At 64.9% G+C, this 20,400-nt stretch carries 14 protein-coding genes; 2 read left to right on the top strand and 12 right to left on the bottom strand.

What is annotated here, in order from left to right; genetic code table 11:
• Positions 1 to 102 precede the first annotated feature (102 nt).
• The 8 genes from ACQ4OD_RS20070 to ACQ4OD_RS20035 form a co-directional block, all read right to left on the bottom strand.
• The gene (locus ACQ4OD_RS20070) at positions 103 to 2,496 is read right to left on the bottom strand and encodes an efflux RND transporter permease subunit (RefSeq protein WP_139669676.1); all 2,394 of its coding nucleotides are present in this window, start codon (positions 2,494 to 2,496) and stop codon (positions 103 to 105) included.
• Positions 2,493 to 3,509: a WD40/YVTN/BNR-like repeat-containing protein gene (locus tag ACQ4OD_RS20065; protein WP_139669674.1), complete on the bottom strand. Its 1,017-nt coding sequence runs from the start codon at positions 3,507 to 3,509 to the stop codon at positions 2,493 to 2,495. The genes ACQ4OD_RS20070 and ACQ4OD_RS20065 overlap by 4 nt, the downstream gene beginning before the upstream one ends.
• Before the next feature lie 197 nt (positions 3,510 to 3,706).
• Complete coding sequence (gene pepN / locus ACQ4OD_RS20060) at positions 3,707 to 6,364, bottom strand: aminopeptidase N (RefSeq protein ID WP_430944814.1); 2,658 nt, start codon at positions 6,362 to 6,364, stop codon at positions 3,707 to 3,709.
• 13 nt (positions 6,365 to 6,377) lie between these two features.
• Positions 6,378 to 7,208 (bottom strand): DUF2797 domain-containing protein, encoded by an 831-nt coding sequence (locus ACQ4OD_RS20055; protein WP_430944813.1) that lies wholly within the window; start codon positions 7,206 to 7,208, stop codon positions 6,378 to 6,380.
• Positions 7,205 to 7,465, bottom strand: coding sequence for a YeaC family protein (locus tag ACQ4OD_RS20050; protein ID WP_011532970.1), 261 nt, complete (start codon positions 7,463 to 7,465; stop codon positions 7,205 to 7,207). The genes ACQ4OD_RS20055 and ACQ4OD_RS20050 overlap by 4 nt, the downstream gene beginning before the upstream one ends.
• A gap of 13 nt (positions 7,466 to 7,478) precedes the next feature.
• The gene (locus ACQ4OD_RS20045; RefSeq protein ID WP_139669670.1) at positions 7,479 to 8,363 is read right to left on the bottom strand and encodes a rhomboid family intramembrane serine protease; all 885 of its coding nucleotides are present in this window, start codon (positions 8,361 to 8,363) and stop codon (positions 7,479 to 7,481) included.
• Positions 8,360 to 9,331, bottom strand: a complete 972-nt coding sequence (locus ACQ4OD_RS20040) for a metallophosphoesterase (protein ID WP_102685346.1) — start codon at positions 9,329 to 9,331, stop codon at positions 8,360 to 8,362. Before ACQ4OD_RS20040 ends, ACQ4OD_RS20045 begins: the two co-directional genes overlap by 4 nt.
• Positions 9,331 to 10,221: an NAD(+) kinase gene (locus ACQ4OD_RS20035; protein ID WP_011532967.1), complete on the bottom strand. Its 891-nt coding sequence runs from the start codon at positions 10,219 to 10,221 to the stop codon at positions 9,331 to 9,333. The genes ACQ4OD_RS20040 and ACQ4OD_RS20035 overlap by 1 nt, the downstream gene beginning before the upstream one ends.
• Before the next feature lie 44 nt (positions 10,222 to 10,265).
• Here ACQ4OD_RS20035 and ACQ4OD_RS20030 point away from each other — a divergent pair, with 44 nt between their 5' ends.
• Complete coding sequence (locus ACQ4OD_RS20030; RefSeq protein WP_198755800.1) at positions 10,266 to 11,246, top strand: DUF1853 family protein; 981 nt, start codon at positions 10,266 to 10,268, stop codon at positions 11,244 to 11,246.
• Positions 11,247 to 11,289: 43 nt separating this feature from the next.
• Here ACQ4OD_RS20030 and ACQ4OD_RS20025 read toward each other — a convergent pair whose 3' ends face one another.
• The gene (locus ACQ4OD_RS20025) at positions 11,290 to 12,909 is read right to left on the bottom strand and encodes a WG repeat-containing protein (RefSeq protein ID WP_139669666.1); all 1,620 of its coding nucleotides are present in this window, start codon (positions 12,907 to 12,909) and stop codon (positions 11,290 to 11,292) included.
• Positions 12,910 to 13,084: 175 nt separating this feature from the next.
• Here ACQ4OD_RS20025 and ACQ4OD_RS20020 point away from each other — a divergent pair, with 175 nt between their 5' ends.
• Positions 13,085 to 13,630, top strand: coding sequence for a cytochrome b (locus ACQ4OD_RS20020; RefSeq protein WP_102685343.1), 546 nt, complete (start codon positions 13,085 to 13,087; stop codon positions 13,628 to 13,630).
• Here the strand turns inward: ACQ4OD_RS20020 and ACQ4OD_RS20015 are convergent.
• The 3 genes from ACQ4OD_RS20015 to rlmKL form a co-directional block, all read right to left on the bottom strand.
• Positions 13,621 to 14,514: a 1-aminocyclopropane-1-carboxylate deaminase/D-cysteine desulfhydrase gene (locus ACQ4OD_RS20015; RefSeq protein ID WP_198755802.1), complete on the bottom strand. Its 894-nt coding sequence runs from the start codon at positions 14,512 to 14,514 to the stop codon at positions 13,621 to 13,623. The genes ACQ4OD_RS20020 and ACQ4OD_RS20015 overlap by 10 nt on opposite strands.
• Before the next feature lie 924 nt (positions 14,515 to 15,438).
• Complete coding sequence (locus ACQ4OD_RS20010; RefSeq protein ID WP_430944812.1) at positions 15,439 to 17,838, bottom strand: sensor domain-containing diguanylate cyclase; 2,400 nt, start codon at positions 17,836 to 17,838, stop codon at positions 15,439 to 15,441.
• Positions 17,839 to 17,933: 95 nt separating this feature from the next.
• Positions 17,934 to 20,138, bottom strand: coding sequence for a bifunctional 23S rRNA (guanine(2069)-N(7))-methyltransferase RlmK/23S rRNA (guanine(2445)-N(2))-methyltransferase RlmL (rlmKL, locus tag ACQ4OD_RS20005; protein WP_102682738.1), 2,205 nt, complete (start codon positions 20,136 to 20,138; stop codon positions 17,934 to 17,936).
• Between the last annotated feature and the right edge of the window lie 262 nt (positions 20,139 to 20,400).

Here is a 20,400-nt window from a genome sequence, read left to right as displayed (position 1 = left end):
AGAGATCGCGCCATCTTCAAGGCCAGCGCATACCTGTGGGAGCCGCGGTTCGCCGCTGCGAGTTGCCGGCGATTGGGCCGCGCAGCGGCCCCTTGCTGAGGATCAATGGGCGAAGATCGACCCGCCCTCCTTGCCCGCCAGTTTCTCTGGCTTGATCAGGAAGCGTGCCAGCGCCGGCAGCAGCCACAGGGCGCCGAACATGTTCCACAGCAGCATGAAGGTCAGCATCAGGCCCATGTCGGCCTGGAACTTGATCGCCGAGAAGATCCAGGTGCACACGCCGATGGCCAGGCACAGGCCGGTGAACAGCACCGCCTTGCCGGTGGAGCGCAGGGTCTCGTAGTAGGCCTCCTGCAACGGCAGGCCGGCGCGCAGGAAGCTTTCCAGGCGGCTGTAGATGTAGATGCCGTAGTCCACACCGATGCCCACACCCAGCGCCACCACCGGCAGCGTGGCGACCTTCACGCCAATGCCCATGAAGGCCATCAGCGCGTTGCCCAGTACCGAAGTCAGCACCAGCGGCAGGACGATGCACAAGGTCGCGGCGAACGAGCGGAAGGTGATCATGCACATTACCGCCACGCAGATGTACACGAGGATCAGGATGGTCAGCTCGGCCGACTTGATCACCTCGTTGGTGGCGGCCTCGATGCCGGCATTACCCGCCGCCAGGAGGAACTGCAGGCCCTCCTTGCTGTGGCTGTCGGCGAAGGCCTTGGCCGCGGCGGTGACCCGTTCCAGCGTCTCGGCCTTGTGGTCGTTGAGGAACACCAGCACTGGCGCCAGCGAACAGTCGGCGTTGTACAGGCCGTCGGCACGGGCGATGGAGTTGTTGAGGATATCCGGGTTGCGCGACAGGGTTTCCCATTTCAGGCTGCCCTCGTTCATGCCCTTGATGACCTGCTTGGACACGGTCACCAGGGAGATGGTCGACTGCACCCCGGGGGTGTTGTCCATGGTCCACATCAACTCGTCGATCGGCGCCATGGTCGAGTGGATCGAACAGCTCTCGGCCGGGGTCTTGACCATGATCACCAGCACATCGGAACTGGTCGAGTAATTGCTGATGATGAAGCTGTTGTCCTGGTTGTAGCGCGAGTCCGGGCGCAGCTCCGGCGCGCCCTGGTCGAGGTCGCCGATCTTCAGGTTCTGGCTGTACCAGAGGCCGCCGCCGAAGGCCAGCAGCGCCAGCACCACCGATACCGGCGCCACCTTGGGGCTGGCGAAGTTGGACAGCAGGCGCCAGAACGGATGCTCGCGGGTCGCATCCTTCTTGCTGCGGGCGATGGCCTTCTGGCTAATGCCGACGTAGCTGATCGCCACCGGCAGCAGGATCAGGTTGGTGAACACGATCACCGCCACGCCGATCGAGGCGCCGATGGCCAACTCGCGGATCACCCCGATGTCGATGATCAGCAGGGTGATGAAGCCCACGGCGTCGGCGAGGATGGCGATCATCCCCGGCAGGAACAACTGGCGGAACGTGCGCCGCGCTGCGGTCAGGGCGTTGTCGGCGTCGCTGGACTGCAGGGCGATGCCGTTGATCTTCTGCACGCCGTGAGAGATGCCGATGGCGAAGATCAGGAACGGCACCAGCATCGAATACGGGTCCAGGCCGAAGCCCACCGCATGCATCAGCCCCAGCTGCCAGACCACCGCCACCAGGGTGGTGATGAGCACGGCGATGGTGCTGCGGATGCACCAGGTGAACCAGTACAACAGCGCCCAGGTGATGACCAGGGCGACACCGAAGAACATCGCCACCATCACCAGCCCGTCGATCAGGTCACCGACCTTCTTCGCGAAACCGACGATGTGAATCTTCACGTTGGGGTTCTGCGCCTGGAACTTGTCGCGGATCTTCTCTTCCAGCTGGTGGGAGAACTGCTGGTAGTCGAGCTTGACCTGGCGCCCCGGATCCTGCGGGTCGGGATGGTTCTCCAGCAGCGGGATGTCGATGATGCTGGATTTGAAATTGTTGGCCACCAGGCGCCCCACCTGGCCCGACTTGAGCACGTTGTCGCGCAGGGTGTCGAGGCTGTCCTGGGAGCCGTTGTAGGTGTTGGGGATCACCTCGCCGCCGGAGAAGCCCTCTTCGGTCACCTCGCTCCAGCGCACGCTCGGGCTCCACAGCGACTTCAGCCCGGCGCGGTCGACGCCGGGGATGTAGAACACCTCGTCATGGATCTGGCGCAGGGTCTCCATGTAGTCCTTGTCGAAGATGTCGCCGTTGACCGCCTCCACCGAGACGCGCACGGTGTTACCGAGGTTGGCCAGGTCGTTGCGGTGCTCCATCATCTGCTCGATGAACGGATGCTGCAGCGGGATCATCTTCTCGAAACTGGTGGACGGGCGGATCTGTGTGGCCTGCCAGAACAGGAACACGCTCACCAGCAGGCAGATGGCGATGACCACGGGGCGGTTGTTGAAAATCAGGCGTTCCAGCAGGGTGGCCTTGTCCTTGTGCTGCATGTCGAAGCTCTCCCGGCTGGTCATGGACGCACCTCCTGGGTACCGTCGGCCGAGGCCAGGTGCACGCCCCCTTGCCCGACCAGCAACAGGCCGCCACCGCCCAGGCCACTCACACCCGACAGGGCGATGCGGTCGGCGCGGTTGCGCACACTGAAGGTCTGCCCGTCGTCATGGCTGCGCAGCACGCTGCCGCCATTGCCAACCAGCACCAGGCTGCCGTCCTCGAGAAGCGTAGCGCTTGCCAGGCCGAATTCGAGCGGACCGCGTTCGGCCTTGAGCTCGACTGGCTGCCAGCTGTCGCCGAAATCGGTGGAGCGGAACAGGTTGCCGCGCAGGCCGTAGGCCAGCAGCGTGTTGGACTGGGTGGTACCGATCACACCGAACAGCGAGCCCTCGTAGGGGCCCTGCACCGTTGTCCAGCTCTGGCCGGCATCGCTGGAACGGAACATGCTGCCCTGCTCGCCGACGATGAACAGGCCGGCGTCCTTCACCTGGGTAATGGCGTTGAGGTGAAGCTGGTCGGGGTTGTCCAGGCGCTCGGCGACGTCCTGCCAGTGCTGGCCGCCATCGGTGGTCTCCAGCAGCGCGCCATAGGCGCCCACGGCAAAGCCATGCTGCGCGTCGATGAAGCGCACGTCGAGCAAGGGCGCTTCGCGGGACAGGTCTTCGAACTGCTTGCTCCAGGTCGCGCCGCCGTCGTTGCTGGCGAGGATCTGGGCGTCATGGCCGACTGCCCAGCCGCGCTTGTCGTCGAGGAAGAACACCGCGGTAAGCAGTTGCCGGGTGGGCACCCGGGCCTGGGTCCAGGTCTTGCCCTGGTCGTCGGAGAACAGGATATGGCCGCGATCGCCGACCACCACCAGGCGCTGGCCGGCGTGGGTGGCGCCGATCAACAGGCTCTGGCTGGCCTTGGCCGACTCCACCGAGTATTCCTCGGCGGCCACCGCCGCCTCGGCATTGCCGGCGCCGATGCCCAGTACCAGTGCCAGCATCGCGCCTGCCGCCAGCCTGCGGCGTGGCGTTGTCCGCTCTCTCATGACTGCCCCCTGTTGTGTTCTTGTGGTGGGTCAATCTATTGCCAGGCACTGCCGAAACCCCTGGTCCAGAGGCCTGGAATAGCTTCTGGCCATCGTATCGGGCTTGTCCGACAGAAAACAACGAGCGGGACGTTATGTTTTGTTAACCATCAAACGCATCGCGACCCGACTTGCCCCGCGATAGCGTTGGACCAGGCTTACGCCAAGCTCTTGCTCACCACCTCGTACACATCGCTGGACAGCGCACCGGACGCGAGGATCCGCTCCAGCTCGCCCTTCATCAGCGCCTGACGCTGGTCGTCATACTTGCGCCAGCGGGTCAGCGGCGCCAATTGACGCGAAGCAATCTGCGGGTTGAGCGCATTGAGCTCGATCACCAGGTCCGCCAGGAAGCGATACCCCGAACCGTCAGCGGCGTGGAAGTTGACCAGGTTCTGCCCGGCGAAACCACCGATCAGCGCGCGCACCTTGTTCGGGTTCTTCAGGGTGAAGGCCGGGTGCTGCATCAATGCCTTGACCCGCGCCAGGCCGCCCGGCAGGGTGCTGGCCGCCTGCACGCTGAACCACTGGTCCATGACCAGCGGGTTGTCCTTGAAGTGCGCGGCGAAGGCGTCCAGGGCCTTGGCCCGCTCGGCCTCGAACGGCGAGTTGACCAGCACCGCCAGGGCGGTGAGACGCTCGGTCATGTTGTCGCAGTGCTCGTACTGCTCCAGGGTCGCCTCGAGCACCTGCGGCTTGCCGCTGAGCATCAGGTACGACAGCGCGATGTTCTGCAGGCTGCGGCGGGCGAAGTGCTCGGCCGAGGCCACGTAGGCGGTCTTGCGCGAGACCTCGCGGTTGGCCTGGTAGCGCGCCCACAGCGCATCGAACAGCTGCTCGGCGATCTGCCGGCGGGCGAACTCACGGGCGGCGTGGATGGCATCCACGTCGGCCACCTGGCTGATCTCGGTGAGGTAGGCCTCGCCCGGCAGCGAGAGCATCTCGGCGACCATGGCCGGGTCCAGCGACTCATTGCCAACCACAGTGCCCAGTGCGGTGATCAGGCGCTGGTCGAGGGACAGTGCTTCGCCACGCTGGTGCTGGCCGATCAGCTCCTGGAGCACCTGCACGGCCAACTGCTGCCCCGCTTCCCAGCGGTTGAAGCCGTCGCTGTCGTGTTGCATGAGGAACATCAACTGGTCGCGGTCGTAGGGGAAGCTCAGCTTGACCGGTGCGCTGAAGCCGCGCAGCAGCGACGGCAGCGGCTGGCTGGCAATACCTTCGAAGGTGAAGGTCTGCTCGGCTTCGGTTACCGACAGCACGCGACTGGTGCCAGTGGCGGCGCTTTCGCCGGCCAGGCGCAACGGCAGGTCGTTACCTTGGGCATCCAGCAGGCCCAGCGCCACAGGGATCACGAACGGCAGTTTCTCAACCTGCCCCGGTGTCGGCGGGCAGCTCTGGCGGAAGGTCAGGCTGTAGCGCTGCGCGGCAGCGTCATAGGCCTCGCTGACCTCCAGGCGCGGGGTGCCGGCCTGGGTGTACCAGCGCTTGAACTGGGTCAGGTCGACACCGTTGGCGTCTTCCATGGCCTTGATGAAATCGTCGGTGGTAACCGCCTGGCCATCATGGCGCTCGAAGTACAGGTCGCTACCCTTGCGGAAGCCCTCGGCCCCCAGCAGGGTGTGGACCATGCCGACCACCTCGGCGCCCTTCTCGTACACCGTCAGGGTGTAGAAGTTGGAGATCTCGATGAAGCTGTCCGGGCGGATCGGGTGGGCCATGGGGCCGGCGTCTTCGGCGAACTGATGGGTACGCAGGTAGGCGACATCCTCGATGCGCTTGACCGTGCGCGAATTCATGTCGGCGCTGAACTCGGCATCGCGGAACACCGTGAAGCCTTCCTTGAGCGACAGCTGGAACCAGTCGCGGCAGGTCACGCGGTTGCCCGACCAGTTATGGAAGTACTCGTGGGCCACCACACCCTCGACCCGCTGGTGGGCGGCGTCGGTTGCGGTCTCGGCGCGGGCCAGCACGCAGCTCGAGTTGAAGATGTTCAGGCCCTTGTTTTCCATGGCGCCCATGTTGAAGTCGTTGACCGCGACGATCATGAAGATGTCCAGGTCATATTCACGGCCGTAGACCTCCTCGTCCCAGCGCATGGACTTCTTCAGGCTGACCATGGCGTGGTCGCACTTGTCGAGGTTTTCTTCCTCGACATAGATACGCAGGGTCACGTCGCGGCCGGATTGGCGTTTGAATTCGCTCTCGACGCACCACAGGTCACCCGCCACCAGGGCAAACAGGTAGGCCGGCTTCTTGAACGGGTCTTCCCAGGTGGCCCAGTGGCGGCCGTCTTCAGCCGGCCCGCTGCCGACCGGGTTGCCGTTGGACAGCAGCACCGGATAGCGATGCTGCTCGGCGATCACCGTGGTGGTGAAGGTGCTCATCACGTCCGGGCGGTCGAGGTAGTAGGTGATCTTGCGGAAGCCCTCGGCCTCGCACTGGGTGCAGAACATTTTGCCGGACTTGTACAGGCCTTCCAGCGCGGTGTTGCTTTCCGGGTGGATCTTCACGCTGGTATCCAGGGTGAAGCGTTCGGCCTTGGGATGCACGGTGAGGCTGTCGTCATCGAGCTGGTAGTCGTTGGCGCCCAGCGCCTGGTCGTCCAGCTGCACACTCAGCAGCTCCAGGTGCTGGCCATCGAGCACCAGCGGCGGCAGGCCGGCGCCGCGCTCGGGGTTGCGGCGCATGACCAGCTGCGCATGGACCAGGCTGTGGTCCTCGAACAGTTCGAAGGTCAGGTGGGTCTCGTCGATCAGGTACTCGGGAGCCTGATAGTCCTTGAGGTAGATCACTTGCGGTTGTTCGGTACGCATGGTGACGATCCTTTTACTGGAGCACGGCCAGCTGGTAGGCCGTGTACTTGCGAATGTTGATCACGCCGGTGTCGAAAATCAGGTACTGGCCCTTGATGCCCAGCAGCGTGCCTTCCACGACGGGATCCTTGTCGAGGTTGAAGCTGACGATCTTTTTCGGGTAGGCCTCGACCGGGTAGCGCATCTGCACCACCTCGGCGTCGGGCAGCGGCTGGATGGCCTGCAGGCCGAAGCGCTCCTGCAGCCCACGGATACCGTCTGCGCAGGCGTCGAAGATCTGCTCGCGGATGGCCGGCAGGTCGAGCACCTCGGCGTCGCCTTTGAGCAGCGCGCGCCAGTTGGTGCGGTCCGGCACCTGGCTGCGCAGCACATCCTCGACCAGCCCGGATTGCTGGCGGGTGGCCACGCGCATGATCGGCAGCGCCTGTCTGGCGCCCTGGTCGAGCCAGCGGGTGGGCAGCTGGGTGGCTCGGGTGATGCCGACCTTGATGCCCGACGAGTTGGCCAGGTACACCACGTGGTCGGTCATGCAGAACTGCTCGCCCCACGACGGCTCGCGGCAGGTGCCGGCATCGTAGTGGCAGCGTTCCGGGGCCATGATGCACACATCGCACTGGGCCAGCTTGGTCATGCACGGATAGCAGTAGCCCTGGCTGAAGCTGGTCTTGGTGCGTTTGCCGCAATGGCTGCAGTGGATCGCGCCGAGGTACTCCAGGCGTATCGACTGGCCGATCAGCGGGTTGACCGGCACCTCGGTGTCATCCAGGCGGAAACTGTATTGAACGACCGGTGCGTCCAGGCGCACCGCCATCTTGCTCAGAGAGCCACGAGCGAGTTCGATCAATGTACCGAGTCCGACTTGAAGAGGATGTTGGCGATCGGCGCCGACTTCGAGGCGCATTCCTGCGGGCCCATGTAGCCGGTGCGCTGCTCTTCGGGGAGGTTCTTCATTTCCCAGGCGATCACCGCCTGCAGCGACAGCTCCTTCTGCTCAGCGGTCAGCTTGCGGCCGTCGGACCATTTGCCGATCTCCACGGCCGTCTTCAGGCTCTCGTAGATCTCGGGGGTGATGTTTTCGATCATTTGCGCGAACGTGGACATGCTGTCTCCTCAGTCAGGCGGTCAGTTTACGCCTCGCCAGCGCGCCACCCAAGAGCCCCGTCAGGCATCCGATGAGCAACCCGCCGACATGGGCGGCGTTGGCGATCTGGCCGAAGCCGAGCTGGCCGACCACGCCGCTCAGGCAGATCACCAGCCAGATCAGCATCATCACCAGCACGCCCTTGGGCAGGTTGAACTGCGGGTTCGGCGCCAGCCACTGGTACAGCCAGACATGCCCGAGCAAGCCGTAGAGCACGCCAGACAGCCCGCCGAACAGGCTCGGCCCGCTGGTGAAATGCTGAGCCAGGTTGGACACCAGACTGAACAACAGTGTCAGCCCCAGCAACATCCACGGCCCCTGGCGCAGCTCAATGCGCTTGCCCAGCTCCCAGTACCACAGGCCGTTCATGGCCAGGTGCAGCACGCCGAAGTGCAGCAGCATCGGCGACACCAGTCGCCACCACTGGCCTTCGGCGAGGCCCTGGAGCAAGGGGGTGAAGTACAGGTAGTCGCCCTGCACCTTGAACGACAGGAAGGTAAACCAGCCGATGGTCGAGAGGTTGTCACCCAGGCCGGTCACCCCGGCGACCACCAGGCTCAGGATCAGTACCGCGGCGGTGACCTTGCAGGCCAGGGCCTGCTTCTTCAGCGAAGGCGCCGCCGGGGCGGTCGGCATGCCAGCGTCCACAGGTTCGGGCATGGCTTCAAGGTCGGCATTGCCCTCAGGGAAGCGCCGATAGAGTTCCAGTACTTCGTGGGCCATGGCCGGCGGCGCCCAGAGCACCTGTTCCTCGCCCTCCTCCACCACCCGGTGCGGCACCTGCAGACGGCGCAGCAGGGCGACGAAACCGCTGAGATCGACCGCCAGCGGCAGGCGCAGCACTTCGACCACGTTCATTGGCTGGCCTGCGGGCGGTCGACATCGACCCAGACAAACTTGTGCGGGTCGATGCGGGTCTCGTCGTCCAGGCGGTAGGCCGCGAGCTTGCCGTAGAGCACGGCGCTGTAGTCCAGGCAGGCCAGGTTGTCGCGGATCGGCGCCGGCCGACCACTGCGCCAGTAATGGCCGACGAACAGCAACGGTTCGTCCTCGGCATAGCGCAGCAGGGCGTTCTTCTGGCTGTGGCTGAGCGGCGTGCGGGCCACCTCGTCGGGTAGCGCATCGGGCTGGAACACGATGTCGCCGTAGGTCTGCGGGTCCTCTTCCCAGAACTTGGTGCGGAAGAAGGCGCGGGTCAGGCCGTCGCCGCCGGTCAGGGTCAGGCCGTCCGGCAGGCGCATGTCGGTGCCGCGCAGCAGGCGGTTGCACACTGTCGAGGCGAAGCTGCCGGACACTGCCGAGGCCTGCACGAAGTGCTCGTCGATGCAGCCCGTGGGGTACTGCTGACGCAACGGCTCGATCAGCCGTGGGTCCCAGCAGGCATGCACAAGGCGGAAGCGGCCTGCGTCGACGAACAACGGCAGCTCATAGAACCACTGGATGAAATCGTGCCAGTCGCCGGGATGCTGGGCGAACTGGGTAAGGGTCTCGTCGATCAGCCGGGCATGGCGCGGGGTATGGTCGCGCACGAAGGCCTTGCCACTGCCCGGCAACGCCGGGGTGACCCAGCCCAGGGCGTTGTACTCATGGTTGCCCATGATGCAGAACGCCTGGCCGGCCTCGACCATGTCATGAACAATGTGCAGCGCCTCGCGGATGCGTGGGCCACGGTCGACGATGTCGCCCAGGAACAACGCCTGGCGCCGCGGATGCCGCCAGACCCCGCCGATGCGCTTGTAGCCGAGGGCGTCGAGCAAGCGTTCGAGGGTGAGCGCGCAACCGTGCACGTCACCGATGATGTCGAAACTGCGCGCCGGATCGAGCATCAGTCGTCCCTGCCGCCCAGGCGGCTGCCCCAGCCGAGCTTGGTGCGGCAGACCTCGTAGTAGTTGTGGTCCAGCGGGTGGATCAGGCGCAGCTTCTGCGGTTTCTTGCTCACGGTGATGGTGTCGCCCGGGGCGCAGGTGAAATGATTCTGGCCATCGCAGGAAACCTGCGGGTAGATCTGCAGGTCCTTGGACACGACGATCTTCAGCTCGCTGTTGCCGTCGACCACGATCGGTCGGCCGGACAACGTATGCGGGTACATCGGCACGATGACGATGGCATCCAGCTTGGGGTGCATGATCGGGCCGCCGGCGGACAGCGCGTAGGCGGTGGAGCCGGTCGGGGTGGCGACGATCAGGCCGTCGGCTTTCTGGCTGCAGACGAACTGGCCGTCGATGTAGATCTCGAACTCGATCATCCGCGTCGACTTGCCCGGGTGCAGCACCACGTCGTTGAGCGCGTCGCCCTGGCCGATGGCCTCGTTGTGACGACGCACCTCGGCCTGCAGCAGGAAACGGTTCTCCACCAGGTAATGGCCGTCGAGCACCTCGGCGACCTTCTCCTCCAGCTCGTCGGGGCGGATATCGGTGAGGAAACCCAGGTTGCCGCGGTTGATCCCCAGCACCGGGATATTGTGACGGGCCAGGGCACGGGCGGCGCCGAGCAGGCTGCCGTCGCCGCCAACCACGATGACCAGGTCGCAGACCTCGCCCAGCAGCTTGCGCGTGGAGGTCTGCAGGCCGTGGCCGGGCAGGACTTCGGCAATGGTGTCCTCGAGAATCACGTGCAGGTGGCGCTCGAGGAGGAATTTTTTCAGTCGGCGAATGGTGTCGAGCACCTGGGAGCTGCCAAGGCGTCCGATGATACCGATATTGCGAAATTGCTCCATGGTGCTCCTGCAAGGCTCTGCGGCGGGGTGACAATGCCGGGATTATGGGCGAAAGGACCGGCCAGCGGCAAACCGGCTATGCTCGCAGGATGACGCCCTTCGCCGATCTCGAGCCCCTGCCCCGCCAGCTGCGCCACCCTGCCGTGCGCGACCTGGCCTGGGCGCTGCTGTCGCCCCCGCTGCTGGCGCAGGCCAGCTGCCCCCAGCGCCACCCGCTGCAGGGCAGCGCCTGGGCCGATGATCCCCAGCGCCTGGGCCAATGGCTCGTGACGCTCGACCAGGAGCCTGCGCCGCTGCTGGACTGGCTGGCACGCCTGAACAGCCGGCGGCTGGGCCTGTACTACGAAAGCCTGTGGCAGTTCGCCCTGCAGCAGGCACCGGGTATCGAGCTGCTGGCGGCCAACCTGGCGATCCGCGACGGCGGGCACACCCTGGGCGAGCTGGACATTCTGCTGCGTGACCGCGAAGGCGATCATCATCTGGAGCTGGCCATCAAGCTCTACCTGGGACCGCCTAGCGGCGACGGTGGCGACCCAGGCCTCTGGCTCGGCCCCGGTTGCCATGATCGGCTGGGACGCAAGCTGGCACACCTGGTGCAGCACCAGCTGCCCATGTCGAGCGGACCGCAGAGTCACACTGTGCTGGCCGGATTGGGTCTGGACCGGGTGCAAGCCCACCTGTGGCTTGGCGGCTACCTGTTCTACCCACGGTCGGGGCACACCCGTCCACCTGACGGGGCCAACCCCCGGCACTTGCGCGGTGGCTGGCTGCGCCAATCTGAATGGAGCGAAGCCGATAACGGATGCTGGCAGCCCCTGCCACGCCAGGCATGGCTGGCGCCAGCGCGCTTTGAAGCACAGGCCTGCTGGAACGCAACGCGCTTCACCGCCTGGCGGCAAGGGCTGGAGCCCGATGCCCACGCACACTTGCTGTGCAGAGTGGAGGAACAGGCGGACGGAACGTGGGAAGAGGTCGAACGGATGTTCCTGGTGGCCGACAACTGGCCGCACCTCCCCCCACGCTGAAGCAGCACCCGCTGCCGATTCACCGGCGACGGGTGCTCAAGCGTCAGGACGCCTCGGCCACCGGCTCAGGCGCCGGGCAGTGGGCCTGGGCATCCTTCGGCCACAGCACCTGGCCCTTGCCATCGACCACCTGTTCCGCGCCACAGGGCAAACGGTTGGTGTCGAACACCACGCTGCCATCCAGACGATACAGGGCGCGCAGCGTGCGCACGGCGTCATCGCCATTGCCCTCGACTCGATAGGCGAAGATCGCACCACGCGCCTCGTCGACTTCCAGGTCCTGCCATTTGGCGGGCACCAGCAGCTTGCCATCGATGTCGTACAGCGCGCGCAGGGTATCGGAATTGCTGCCCTCGGCAGCCAGCAGGTGGCGGCCATCGGCCAACAGCTTGAACGACACGAACTGTTCCGGCTTGACCAGCACTTTGCCCTGCTCGTCCATCAGGCCCACGGTATCGGTTTCACTCGGCATACCGAGGAGCATCACCGTCTTCTTCGGCGATTTCAGCTCGGTGAAGGCATAGCGCTTGGGCGCTACCACGCCGATCTGCTTGTATATGGGCTGGAACACGACCTTCCCCTGGTCCAGGTCGATGGTTCCGTAGGTTGCCAGGAACATGTTCTGCAGCTTGCCGATATGGTTGAAACCCGGGCGATGGCCACTCATGCCGAGCAGGCCGATACCCGCATCGCCGATCGAGTCGTACTCGGGCTCGATCAGCCATTTGCCGTCATGCCCGATCATCCCGGCCTTGCCGCGGTCTTCGCCGGTGCGCTGCAACTGCACCATGCCGCCAACCTTGCCGAACGTCTCGCAGTTCTGGTATTGCGCCTCGATGACGACCTTGCCTTGATAATCCAGGTAGCCACAAGGTTTGTCGTAACCATCCCTGAAGGCCACCAGGCCACCGCCTGGCGTGCCCAGCCAACCCTTGTCGAGCGCAATCACCAGGTTGCCGGAGGCATCAGCCAGCCCCTTGCCCGCGCCGCCTTCGCGGGTGACCACCAGATATCCGTCAGCCGCGCTGACTATGGTGTCGAAGTCCAGCTTGCGCAACACCTTGGTCTGGAGGTTGTATCCCCAGCTCTCGCCTTGCCGCTCGGCCAGCACCCAGTTGCCACGCTTTGCGAAATCCTCGCGCACGTACAGCGAGTCGAACACCGCTTCGCTGACCTTCTCGCCCTGAGGCGTGAGGATGCCGCGCAGTTCGTCGATCTCATAGACGATGAAGTCGTTGTCACCTCCGACATAGACAGTGTCGAAGATGGCCGGCTGGACTTCCTTGCCCTGCTCATCCATCACTCCGACCTTGCCATTGCGGACGTAGCCGAACAGGCCAGGGGTCAAGGTGTAGAGCTCATCGGTGAGGTCGGCGCGAATCACCTGCTTGCCGTCACCACTTGCCAGGTGCCAGTAGTCGCCACGCCCGAAGATGAAGGCGTTGGTGAAGGCTTGGGTGTAGATCTGGGTGAACTCGCTGCCTGGGGCGACTCGAAATGCGCCGTTCTGGTCCAGCACCGCGCACTCGTCGTTCACGCACAGCGGAATGGTCAGGGCGGCAATCGGTGGAGTCTTGACCGCCGGGGCTTGCTCGCAGCCGGCGAGCAGCAGGGACAGGGCGCCAAACAGCGCTACCCGAGGGGTGGAGATGAGGCGTTTCATTGACACAGGATCCTTGTGCGATGGAGATCGGGTGCAGGCCCAAAGCCATTACCCAGGCCCGTTGTGTCGGCCGTGTTTGATAGATCTGAAGCAAACACATTTCCACGCCAGCGATTAGAGTTAGGGGCAGGCGCCATCAAGAGCGCCCCTTCCGACCTGATGACGAGGACCCACCATGGTTTCATCCACTCCTGCGGCCCACTACGCGCGCCTGTCGATCGCCCTGCACTGGCTGATGCTGGTGCTGCTGGCCGCCGTCTACGCCTGCATCGAGCTGCGCGGCCTGTTCCCCAAGGGCAGCGCCGAACGCGACCTGATGAAAGACCTGCACTTCATGCTCGGGCTGACGGTGTTCGTGCTGGTCTGGCTGCGCCTGGCCATGCGCCTGTCGCGCCCCACGCCGCCGATCGTGCCCAAGCCACCAGCCTGGCAGACCGGCCTGTCGCACCTGGTGCACCTGCTGCTGTACCTGATGATGATCGGCCTGCCGCTGGCCGGCTGGGCAATCCTCAGCGCCGCCGACAAGCCGATCCCGTTCTATGGCCTGGATCTGCCGGCCATCGTCGCCCCGGATCCGGACCTGAGCAAGTTCATCAAGGGCTGGCATGAACGCATCGGCAGCTGGGGGTACTGGCTGATCGGCCTGCACGCACTGGCCGGGCTTTATCATCACTACGTGCGGCGTGACAACACCCTGCTGCGCATGCTGCCCTACAAGTAACCGCGTCGTCCCTGCAGGCCTCCGGTATGCAGGAATACCAGGCGGGTGCCGGGAGCGAAATGCCCGGCCTCGACCCGGTCGCGCAGGGCCAGCAGGGCCTTGCCGGTGTAGAGCGCCTCCAGCGGCATGCCGGTTTGCCGTTCGGTGTCGGCGATGAACGCCAGCAGTGCGTCGTCGATACGGGCAAAGCCGCCACGGCTGGCGTCGTGCAATTGGTAGCCGTGCACGCCCGCCAGCGCTGCGACGGTTTCCGGTACACCGTGGTCGAGGGGCACGGCCAGGGCGCCATGGACCACATGTCTGCCCGCCTCCTCCAGCACCATTCCGGCCAAGGTCGTGCCGGTGCCTGCCGCCAGCCACCAGGCGTCGTAGTCCGTCCAGCCGAGCGTTGCCAACTGCGCCCGGCATTGCGCGACGATCAAGCCGCAGCCCTGCGCGCCAGCTTGGCCGCCACCGCCTTCAGGGATGCAGTGCCAATCCGGGTAGCGGGCCTGCCAGGGCTCCCAGAAACCGGGTTCATGGCGACTGCGGTAGCCGCCGAAACCGAGCCAAAACAGCTCCATGCCCAGGGCTCGCAGGTCTCGCACCGTCGGTGTGTCCTGGGGGTGGCCACGCAATAGCCCGACAGTGGCGAAGCCGAAGCGCTTGCCAGCCGCCGCCAGGGCATGAAGATGGTTGGAATGGTTACCACCCAGGCTGATCAGGCCCGGCGCATCGGCCTTGCGAGCCTGGAGCAGGTGATGACGCAGCTTGAACCATTTGTTGCCGCTGATCAGCGGGTCGATCAGGTCCAGGCGCAGGACCGCAGCTTCGATTCCCGCGTGGCGTAACCAAGATAGGTCGAGGCGTTGCAGGGGGGCTTGGGGGAGAGAAAAATCAGACATGGAGGCAGTTTATCTGATTGCCCAGATACAAATGTGCTGCTCGTTGCCGTTGCCGATGAGGAGTCTAGCGCCATACCCCGCTAGCGACAGCTGCGTCAGCCCAGGCGCCACCCGTAACTTCGCGACTTCAGGAGGCCGAACGCAGGTCTTGCGGAGGGAGGTGACGGGCATGGATGCCCGTCAAGCGCTGCGCCCCAGGATGGGGCGTTCAGCGCGGTCCTCCCGGGAGCAAGGCCGGAGTGAGGGGACCCGGAGCGAAGCGGAGGGCCGGATGAATGGAGCGCACGGTTTTTGGTTCCTTTTTGCCACGACAAAAAGGAACTCGCCGTAAAGGCGAAAAGGTGACTGTGCGTCGACATCGCAAATGAATGCGCTTACAACTATAAAAACCGATGCCGATTGACTTTGACTTTGACTTTGACTTTGACTTTGACTTTGACTTACACAGCGTGCGTCTCGAAAGTTATATGCGCATTCATTTACGATGGGGACGCATAATCACCTTTCCGCCCTTACGGCGGGTCCCTTTTTGAAGCATCAAAAAGGAACCAAAAAATGCTCGCTCCATTCATCCGGCCCCTACGCTTCGCTCCGGGGTCCCCTCACTCCGGCCTTGCTCCCGGGAGGACCGCGCTGAACGCCCCATCCTGGGGCGCAGCGCTTGACGGGCATCCATGCCCGTCACCTCCCTCCGCAAGACCTACGTTCGGCCTCCTGAAGTCGCAATTTGTGTCGCCTGAACTATCGCGCACTTAGAAGCAAAAGCAGAGCAAGAGCAAGAGCAAGAGCAAGAGCAAAACCTGGAAATTTATCGATTGAAAATAACACAATACACCGACGCACCGAAACACAACCTGAATTCGCATACAACTTCAAACCAACACCAAATACTATTCACCAACCAACAAGAACATCAAACCCAAGTCAAGACAACAACTCCCCCTCAACCCGATCCCTCCCCCCCTGCTTGGCCACATATACCCCAGCATCCGCCCGCAACAACAATGCATCCGCCCCCTCCCCAGCCCGCCACCCCGCCACCCCGAAACTCGCCGTCACCCGCCCAACGCCCTCCACCGGCACACTGCGCACCCCCTGCCACAACTCCTGCGCCAGCATCCGCGCCTGCTCGGCATTGCTCCCGGGGCACAGCACCATGAACTCCTCCCCGCCCAAGCGGCAGAACACATCGGTGCGCCGCAGCCGATGCGCGATCCGCTGGCACAGATTGCGCAGCACATGATCCCCGACCGCATGCCCGAACTGATCGTTGATACGCTTGAAATGGTCGATATCCAGCATGATTACCGCCAGGTCCAAACCCTCGCGCTGGGCCCGATCCAGTTCGTTGCGCAGCCGCTCCTGGAAATAGCGCCGGTTGTAGATACCGGTCAGGGCGTCGGTCACCGACAATGCCCGCAACTCTTCCTCGACCCGCTTGAGATCCGAGATATCGGTCAGGTAGCCATGCCACAGCGTGCTGCCATGCTCCCCGATCTCCGGCGTAGCCTCCCCACGCACCCAGCGCAGCCCCGCTTGCGGCAGGCACACCCGGTACTCCTCACGCCACGGCGCAAGGTGCTCGGCGGAATACCGCACCGAGCGTCGCACCCGCTCCAGGTCGTCAGGGTGAATACGCTCGAACACCGCCGTGGCATCCTCGCGCAGCACCGCCAGGTCAACCTCGTAGATGTCGTGCAGACCTTGGCTGGCATAGGGAAAACAGGAATGGCCATCGGCATCCAGGCGGTACTGGTAGATCCCGCCCGGCACCTCGGCGCTGAGTTTCTCCAGCAACCGATCGCGGGCCGCCAGGGCTTCGTGCACCCGGCGCCTCTCGGTGACATCGATGCAGACCGCCAGGTAACCCACCCACAAGCCCTGCTCGTCCAGCACCGCCGTCACCAGCATGTTGGCCAGCAGATGGCTGCCGTCCTTGCGTACCAGCGTCCAGTCCGCCGGCTGCGCGCCACCCTCCTGCACCGTTTCGGCGAACATCGCCTGGCCGGCGCCGACCTCGCGGCCAAAGCGCACGCTCAAGGCATGGGCACGCTGGTGCAGCTCTTCGGGCAACACCAGGTCCTCCAACCGCAGCCGGCCCAGCGCTTCGCCGGCCGAGTAGCCCAGCATGCGTTCGGCGCCGGCATTGAACGTGCCGATCACTCCGCGCAGGCTGGTGGCGATGATCGCGACCTGGGTCGCGGCATCGAGCACGCTGCGCAACTGGTTGTGAGTCTCGCGCAACGACTGCTCGCTGACACGTAACTCGGCGGTGCGCCGGGCCACCAGACCCAGGGCACGTTGGCGCTGGCTGAACAGGCTGTAGAGCAGCAGCGCCAGCAGTACGCTCAGCAGGCCACCCAGCAATGCCACGACTGGCACCGCAGACGACCGGTTAGCCAACAGAAAGCCCTGGCTGGGTCGAATATCGAGCTGGTAGTGATGGTCGGCCAGGTGTAGCAGGTGACTGCTGGCAAGGCCCATGCGCGCCGTCGGCATGCCCGAGTCGAACAGCACCTCGTGGCCGCCCTCGGTGGACAGGTCGAGGATACGCACCACCAGGTTGTCGTCGGCCACGGTCGGCAGGCTCTCGGCAATCAACTGGTGCAGGCTGAGCAAGGCCATCACATAACCTCGGGGCAACTCGCTCGCCGACGCATCATCGGCGAACACCGGGGCGACCATCAGCAGGCCGCGGGTGTAGGCTGGCTCGACATTGATCATGTCCAGCGGCGCGGACACCGCCATGCTGCCAGGGCCCGAGGCCCGGGCCAGGGTCGCGGCGCGCAGCGCCTGCCCGCCGAGGTCGAAGCCATAGGGCTGGGCCTGCCGGCTCGCCGCCTGGGTGTACAGGACCGGGTAGTAGTGATCGCGCATCGCTGCCGCCTGCCAACGCCCCTGGGCGTCCAGGTCGCGGATCTGGTAAGGCTGCCCCAGCAAGGCGCTGGCCTGCTGTTCGAACGCCGCGCGCTGCCCGGACGCTACCCGCGGCGCCCAGGAGTAGGCCTGGGTGCGATGCAGCAACGGGCGGGCATAGCCATCGAACTCGTAGGGCGTGATTTCACTGGAGTAGGCGAAAAAGCGGCGCAGGCCGTCCAGGCGCTGCTCCTGCTCCTCGAAACGTTCGGCGATGCGGCTGTAGCGTTCACTGGCCAGCAGTTCGAAACGCTGGCGCAGTTGCTGCTTGAAGAAGGTCTGCGTGGCAATGGCCAGCGCGGCCGTGAGCAGCGCCCCGGCGACCAGCGCCGCCAGGGCCACGCCCCAGGCCGACAGCTCGTCACCGAACAGGCCAAGCGGCTTCGCAGGTACGCCTGGGTTCGACATAGAGGACTCTCAGCAACGTCAGCGTCCTGCGTATTGTCCCGCCCTGTCCTGCTTTATAGCCGCTGGCCAGTGGCCACGCCATGTACCTCGTCGGCTCAGCGCAAACGCAGCTGCCAGGCGCGATGGATGCGGTTGTTGCGAGCGAAGTCAGGGTCCAGGGTCTGGGCGCTGATTTCCTCCACCGCATACCGCGTCGCCAGGTGCTCGTCGAGCTGGAACTTGCGGAAGTTGTTGGAGAAGTACAGCACACCACCCGGCGCCAGGCGCGCCATGGCCAGGTCGAGCAGTTGCACATGGTCGCGCTGCACGTCGAACACCCCTTCCATGCGCTTGGAGTTGGAGAAGGTCGGCGGGTCGATGAAGATCAGGTCGTAGCTGTCCTGGGCGTTCTCCAGCCAGGCCATGACGTCGCCCTGCTCCAGGCGGTTGCGCTCGGAGAAACCGTTGAGCGACAGGTTGCGCCGTGCCCAGTCCAGGTAGGTCTTCGACAGGTCGACGCTGGTGGTGCTGCGCGCGCCGCCCTTGGCTGCGTGCACGCTGGCCGTGGCGGTGTAGCAGAACAGGTTGAGGAAGCGCTTGCCCGCCGCCTCGCGCTGGATACGCAGGCGCATCGGGCGGTGGTCGAGGAACAGGCCGGTGTCGAGGTAGTCGGTGAGGTTGACCAGCAGCTTGACGCCGCCCTCGCTGACTTCCTGGAAGCGTCCTTCGGTGGCCTGGCGTTCGTACTGGCGGGTGCCGGTCTGGCGCTCCCGGCGCTTGAGCACCACGCGCTGCGGATCGACGCCAAGGGCCTGCGGAATCGCGGTCAACGCGTCGAGCAGGCGTGCCTGGGCCTTGTCCGGGTCGATCGAGCGCGGCGCGGCATACTCCTGCACGTGCACCCAGTCGTGGTACAGGTCGACAGCCAAGGCGTACTCGGGCATGTCGGCATCGTACACGCGGTAGCAATCGACCTGCTCGCGGCGGGCCCACTTGCCCAGCTGCTTGAAGTTCTTCTGCAGGCGGTTGGCGAACATCTGCGCGCCTTCCGACAGGCGCGCCGGCTCGCTGGCCACCGGCGCCTGGCGGCGCGGCTCGCCCTCACCCGCGTCGGCCTGGGCCTGAGCCTGACGACGATCGCCAGTGACGAACTGGTCGGGCTGGACCTTGAACAGCAACAGCTTGCACGGCAATGCGCCGTTCCAGAAAGCGTATTGCTTGTGGCTGCGGATACCCATGCGCTTGCCCAGCTCCGGCGCGCCAGTGAACACCGCCGCGTCCCAGCCCATGCATGCCTGGCGCAGGCGCTCGCCGAGGTTCTGGTAGAGGTACAGCAGGCTGGCCTCATCGCCCAGGCGCTCGCCATAGGGTGGGTTGCTGATCACCAGGCCCTTCTGGTTCTGGTCTGGGCGCGGCTCGAAGCTGGCAACCTCGCCCTGGTAGATCTTCACCCAGTCGCCCAGGCCTGCGCGCTCGACGTTGTTGCGCCCCGGCTGGATCAGCCGCGGGTCGGCCTCGTAGCCACGAATCCACAACGGTGGCTTGGCCAGGCCCACTTGGGCACGGGCCTGGGCCTCGTCGTGCAGCTTGCGCCACAGCGCCGGTACGTGCCCGAGCCAGGCCGTGAAGCCCCAGCGCTCGCGCTTGAGGTTGGGGGCGATGTCGGCGGCGATCATCGCCGCCTCGACCAGGAAGGTGCCCACACCGCACATCGGGTCAGCCAGGGCGCCGCCCTCGGCCGCAATGCGTGGCCAGCCCGAGCGGATCAGCACCGCCGCTGCCAGGTTTTCCTTCAATGGCGCCGCGCCCTGCTGCAGGCGATAGCCGCGCTGGTGCAGGCTGTGGCCGGACAGGTCGAGGGACAGAATCGCCTCGCCACGGTCCAGGCGCAGGTGCACCCGCAGGTCCGGGTCGAGCTTGTCCACCGACGGGCGCAGGCCTTCGCGGTTGCGCAGTTTGTCGACAATGGCGTCCTTCACTTTCAGGGCGCCGAAGTGAGTGTTGTCGATACCCGAGCCATGGCCGCTGAACTCCACTGCCAGCGTGCCGTCGGCCGCCAGGTGGTCAGCCCAGTCGAGCGCATGCACGCCGTCATAGAGGTCGTCGGCGTTCTTCATCGAGAAACGCTTGAGCACCAGTAGCACCCGGTTGGCCAGGCGCGACCACAGGCACAGGCGGTAGGCGGTTTCCATGTCGGCCGAGCCGCGAATGGCCGAGGTGTGTTCACGCACCTCGGTCAGGCCCAATTGGCTGGCCTCTTCGGCGAGCAGGCCTTCGAGGCCCTTGGGGCAGGTGAGATAAAGTTCGAAACGGTCCGACATGTGTAATCCAGAGCCTTTGGCTAGGTAAATGGCAAGCCGACGCATCGGCTGCCGCTGTTTGCCCGCGCACCTTTCCAGCAGGCGCCCGGGTGGCCTTGCGAAGCGATCGCAAGACCTGGCCGCTCGGCAGACCAATGCCTCACGCAGAAGCGAAAGAGGCTTTGATCGTCGGGCAGTGTGAAAATTTCGTGGACCCAGGGTTCAGATGTGACCCTTCGTCGCATTACCAATTATTACTGTCATCATCGAGCAACGCTGGCCA

Source organism: Pseudomonas sp. WC1, assembly GCF_050586565.1.
GTDB lineage: Bacteria > Pseudomonadota > Gammaproteobacteria > Pseudomonadales > Pseudomonadaceae > Aquipseudomonas.
This window is presented reverse-complemented; position numbering and strand designations above follow the sequence as displayed.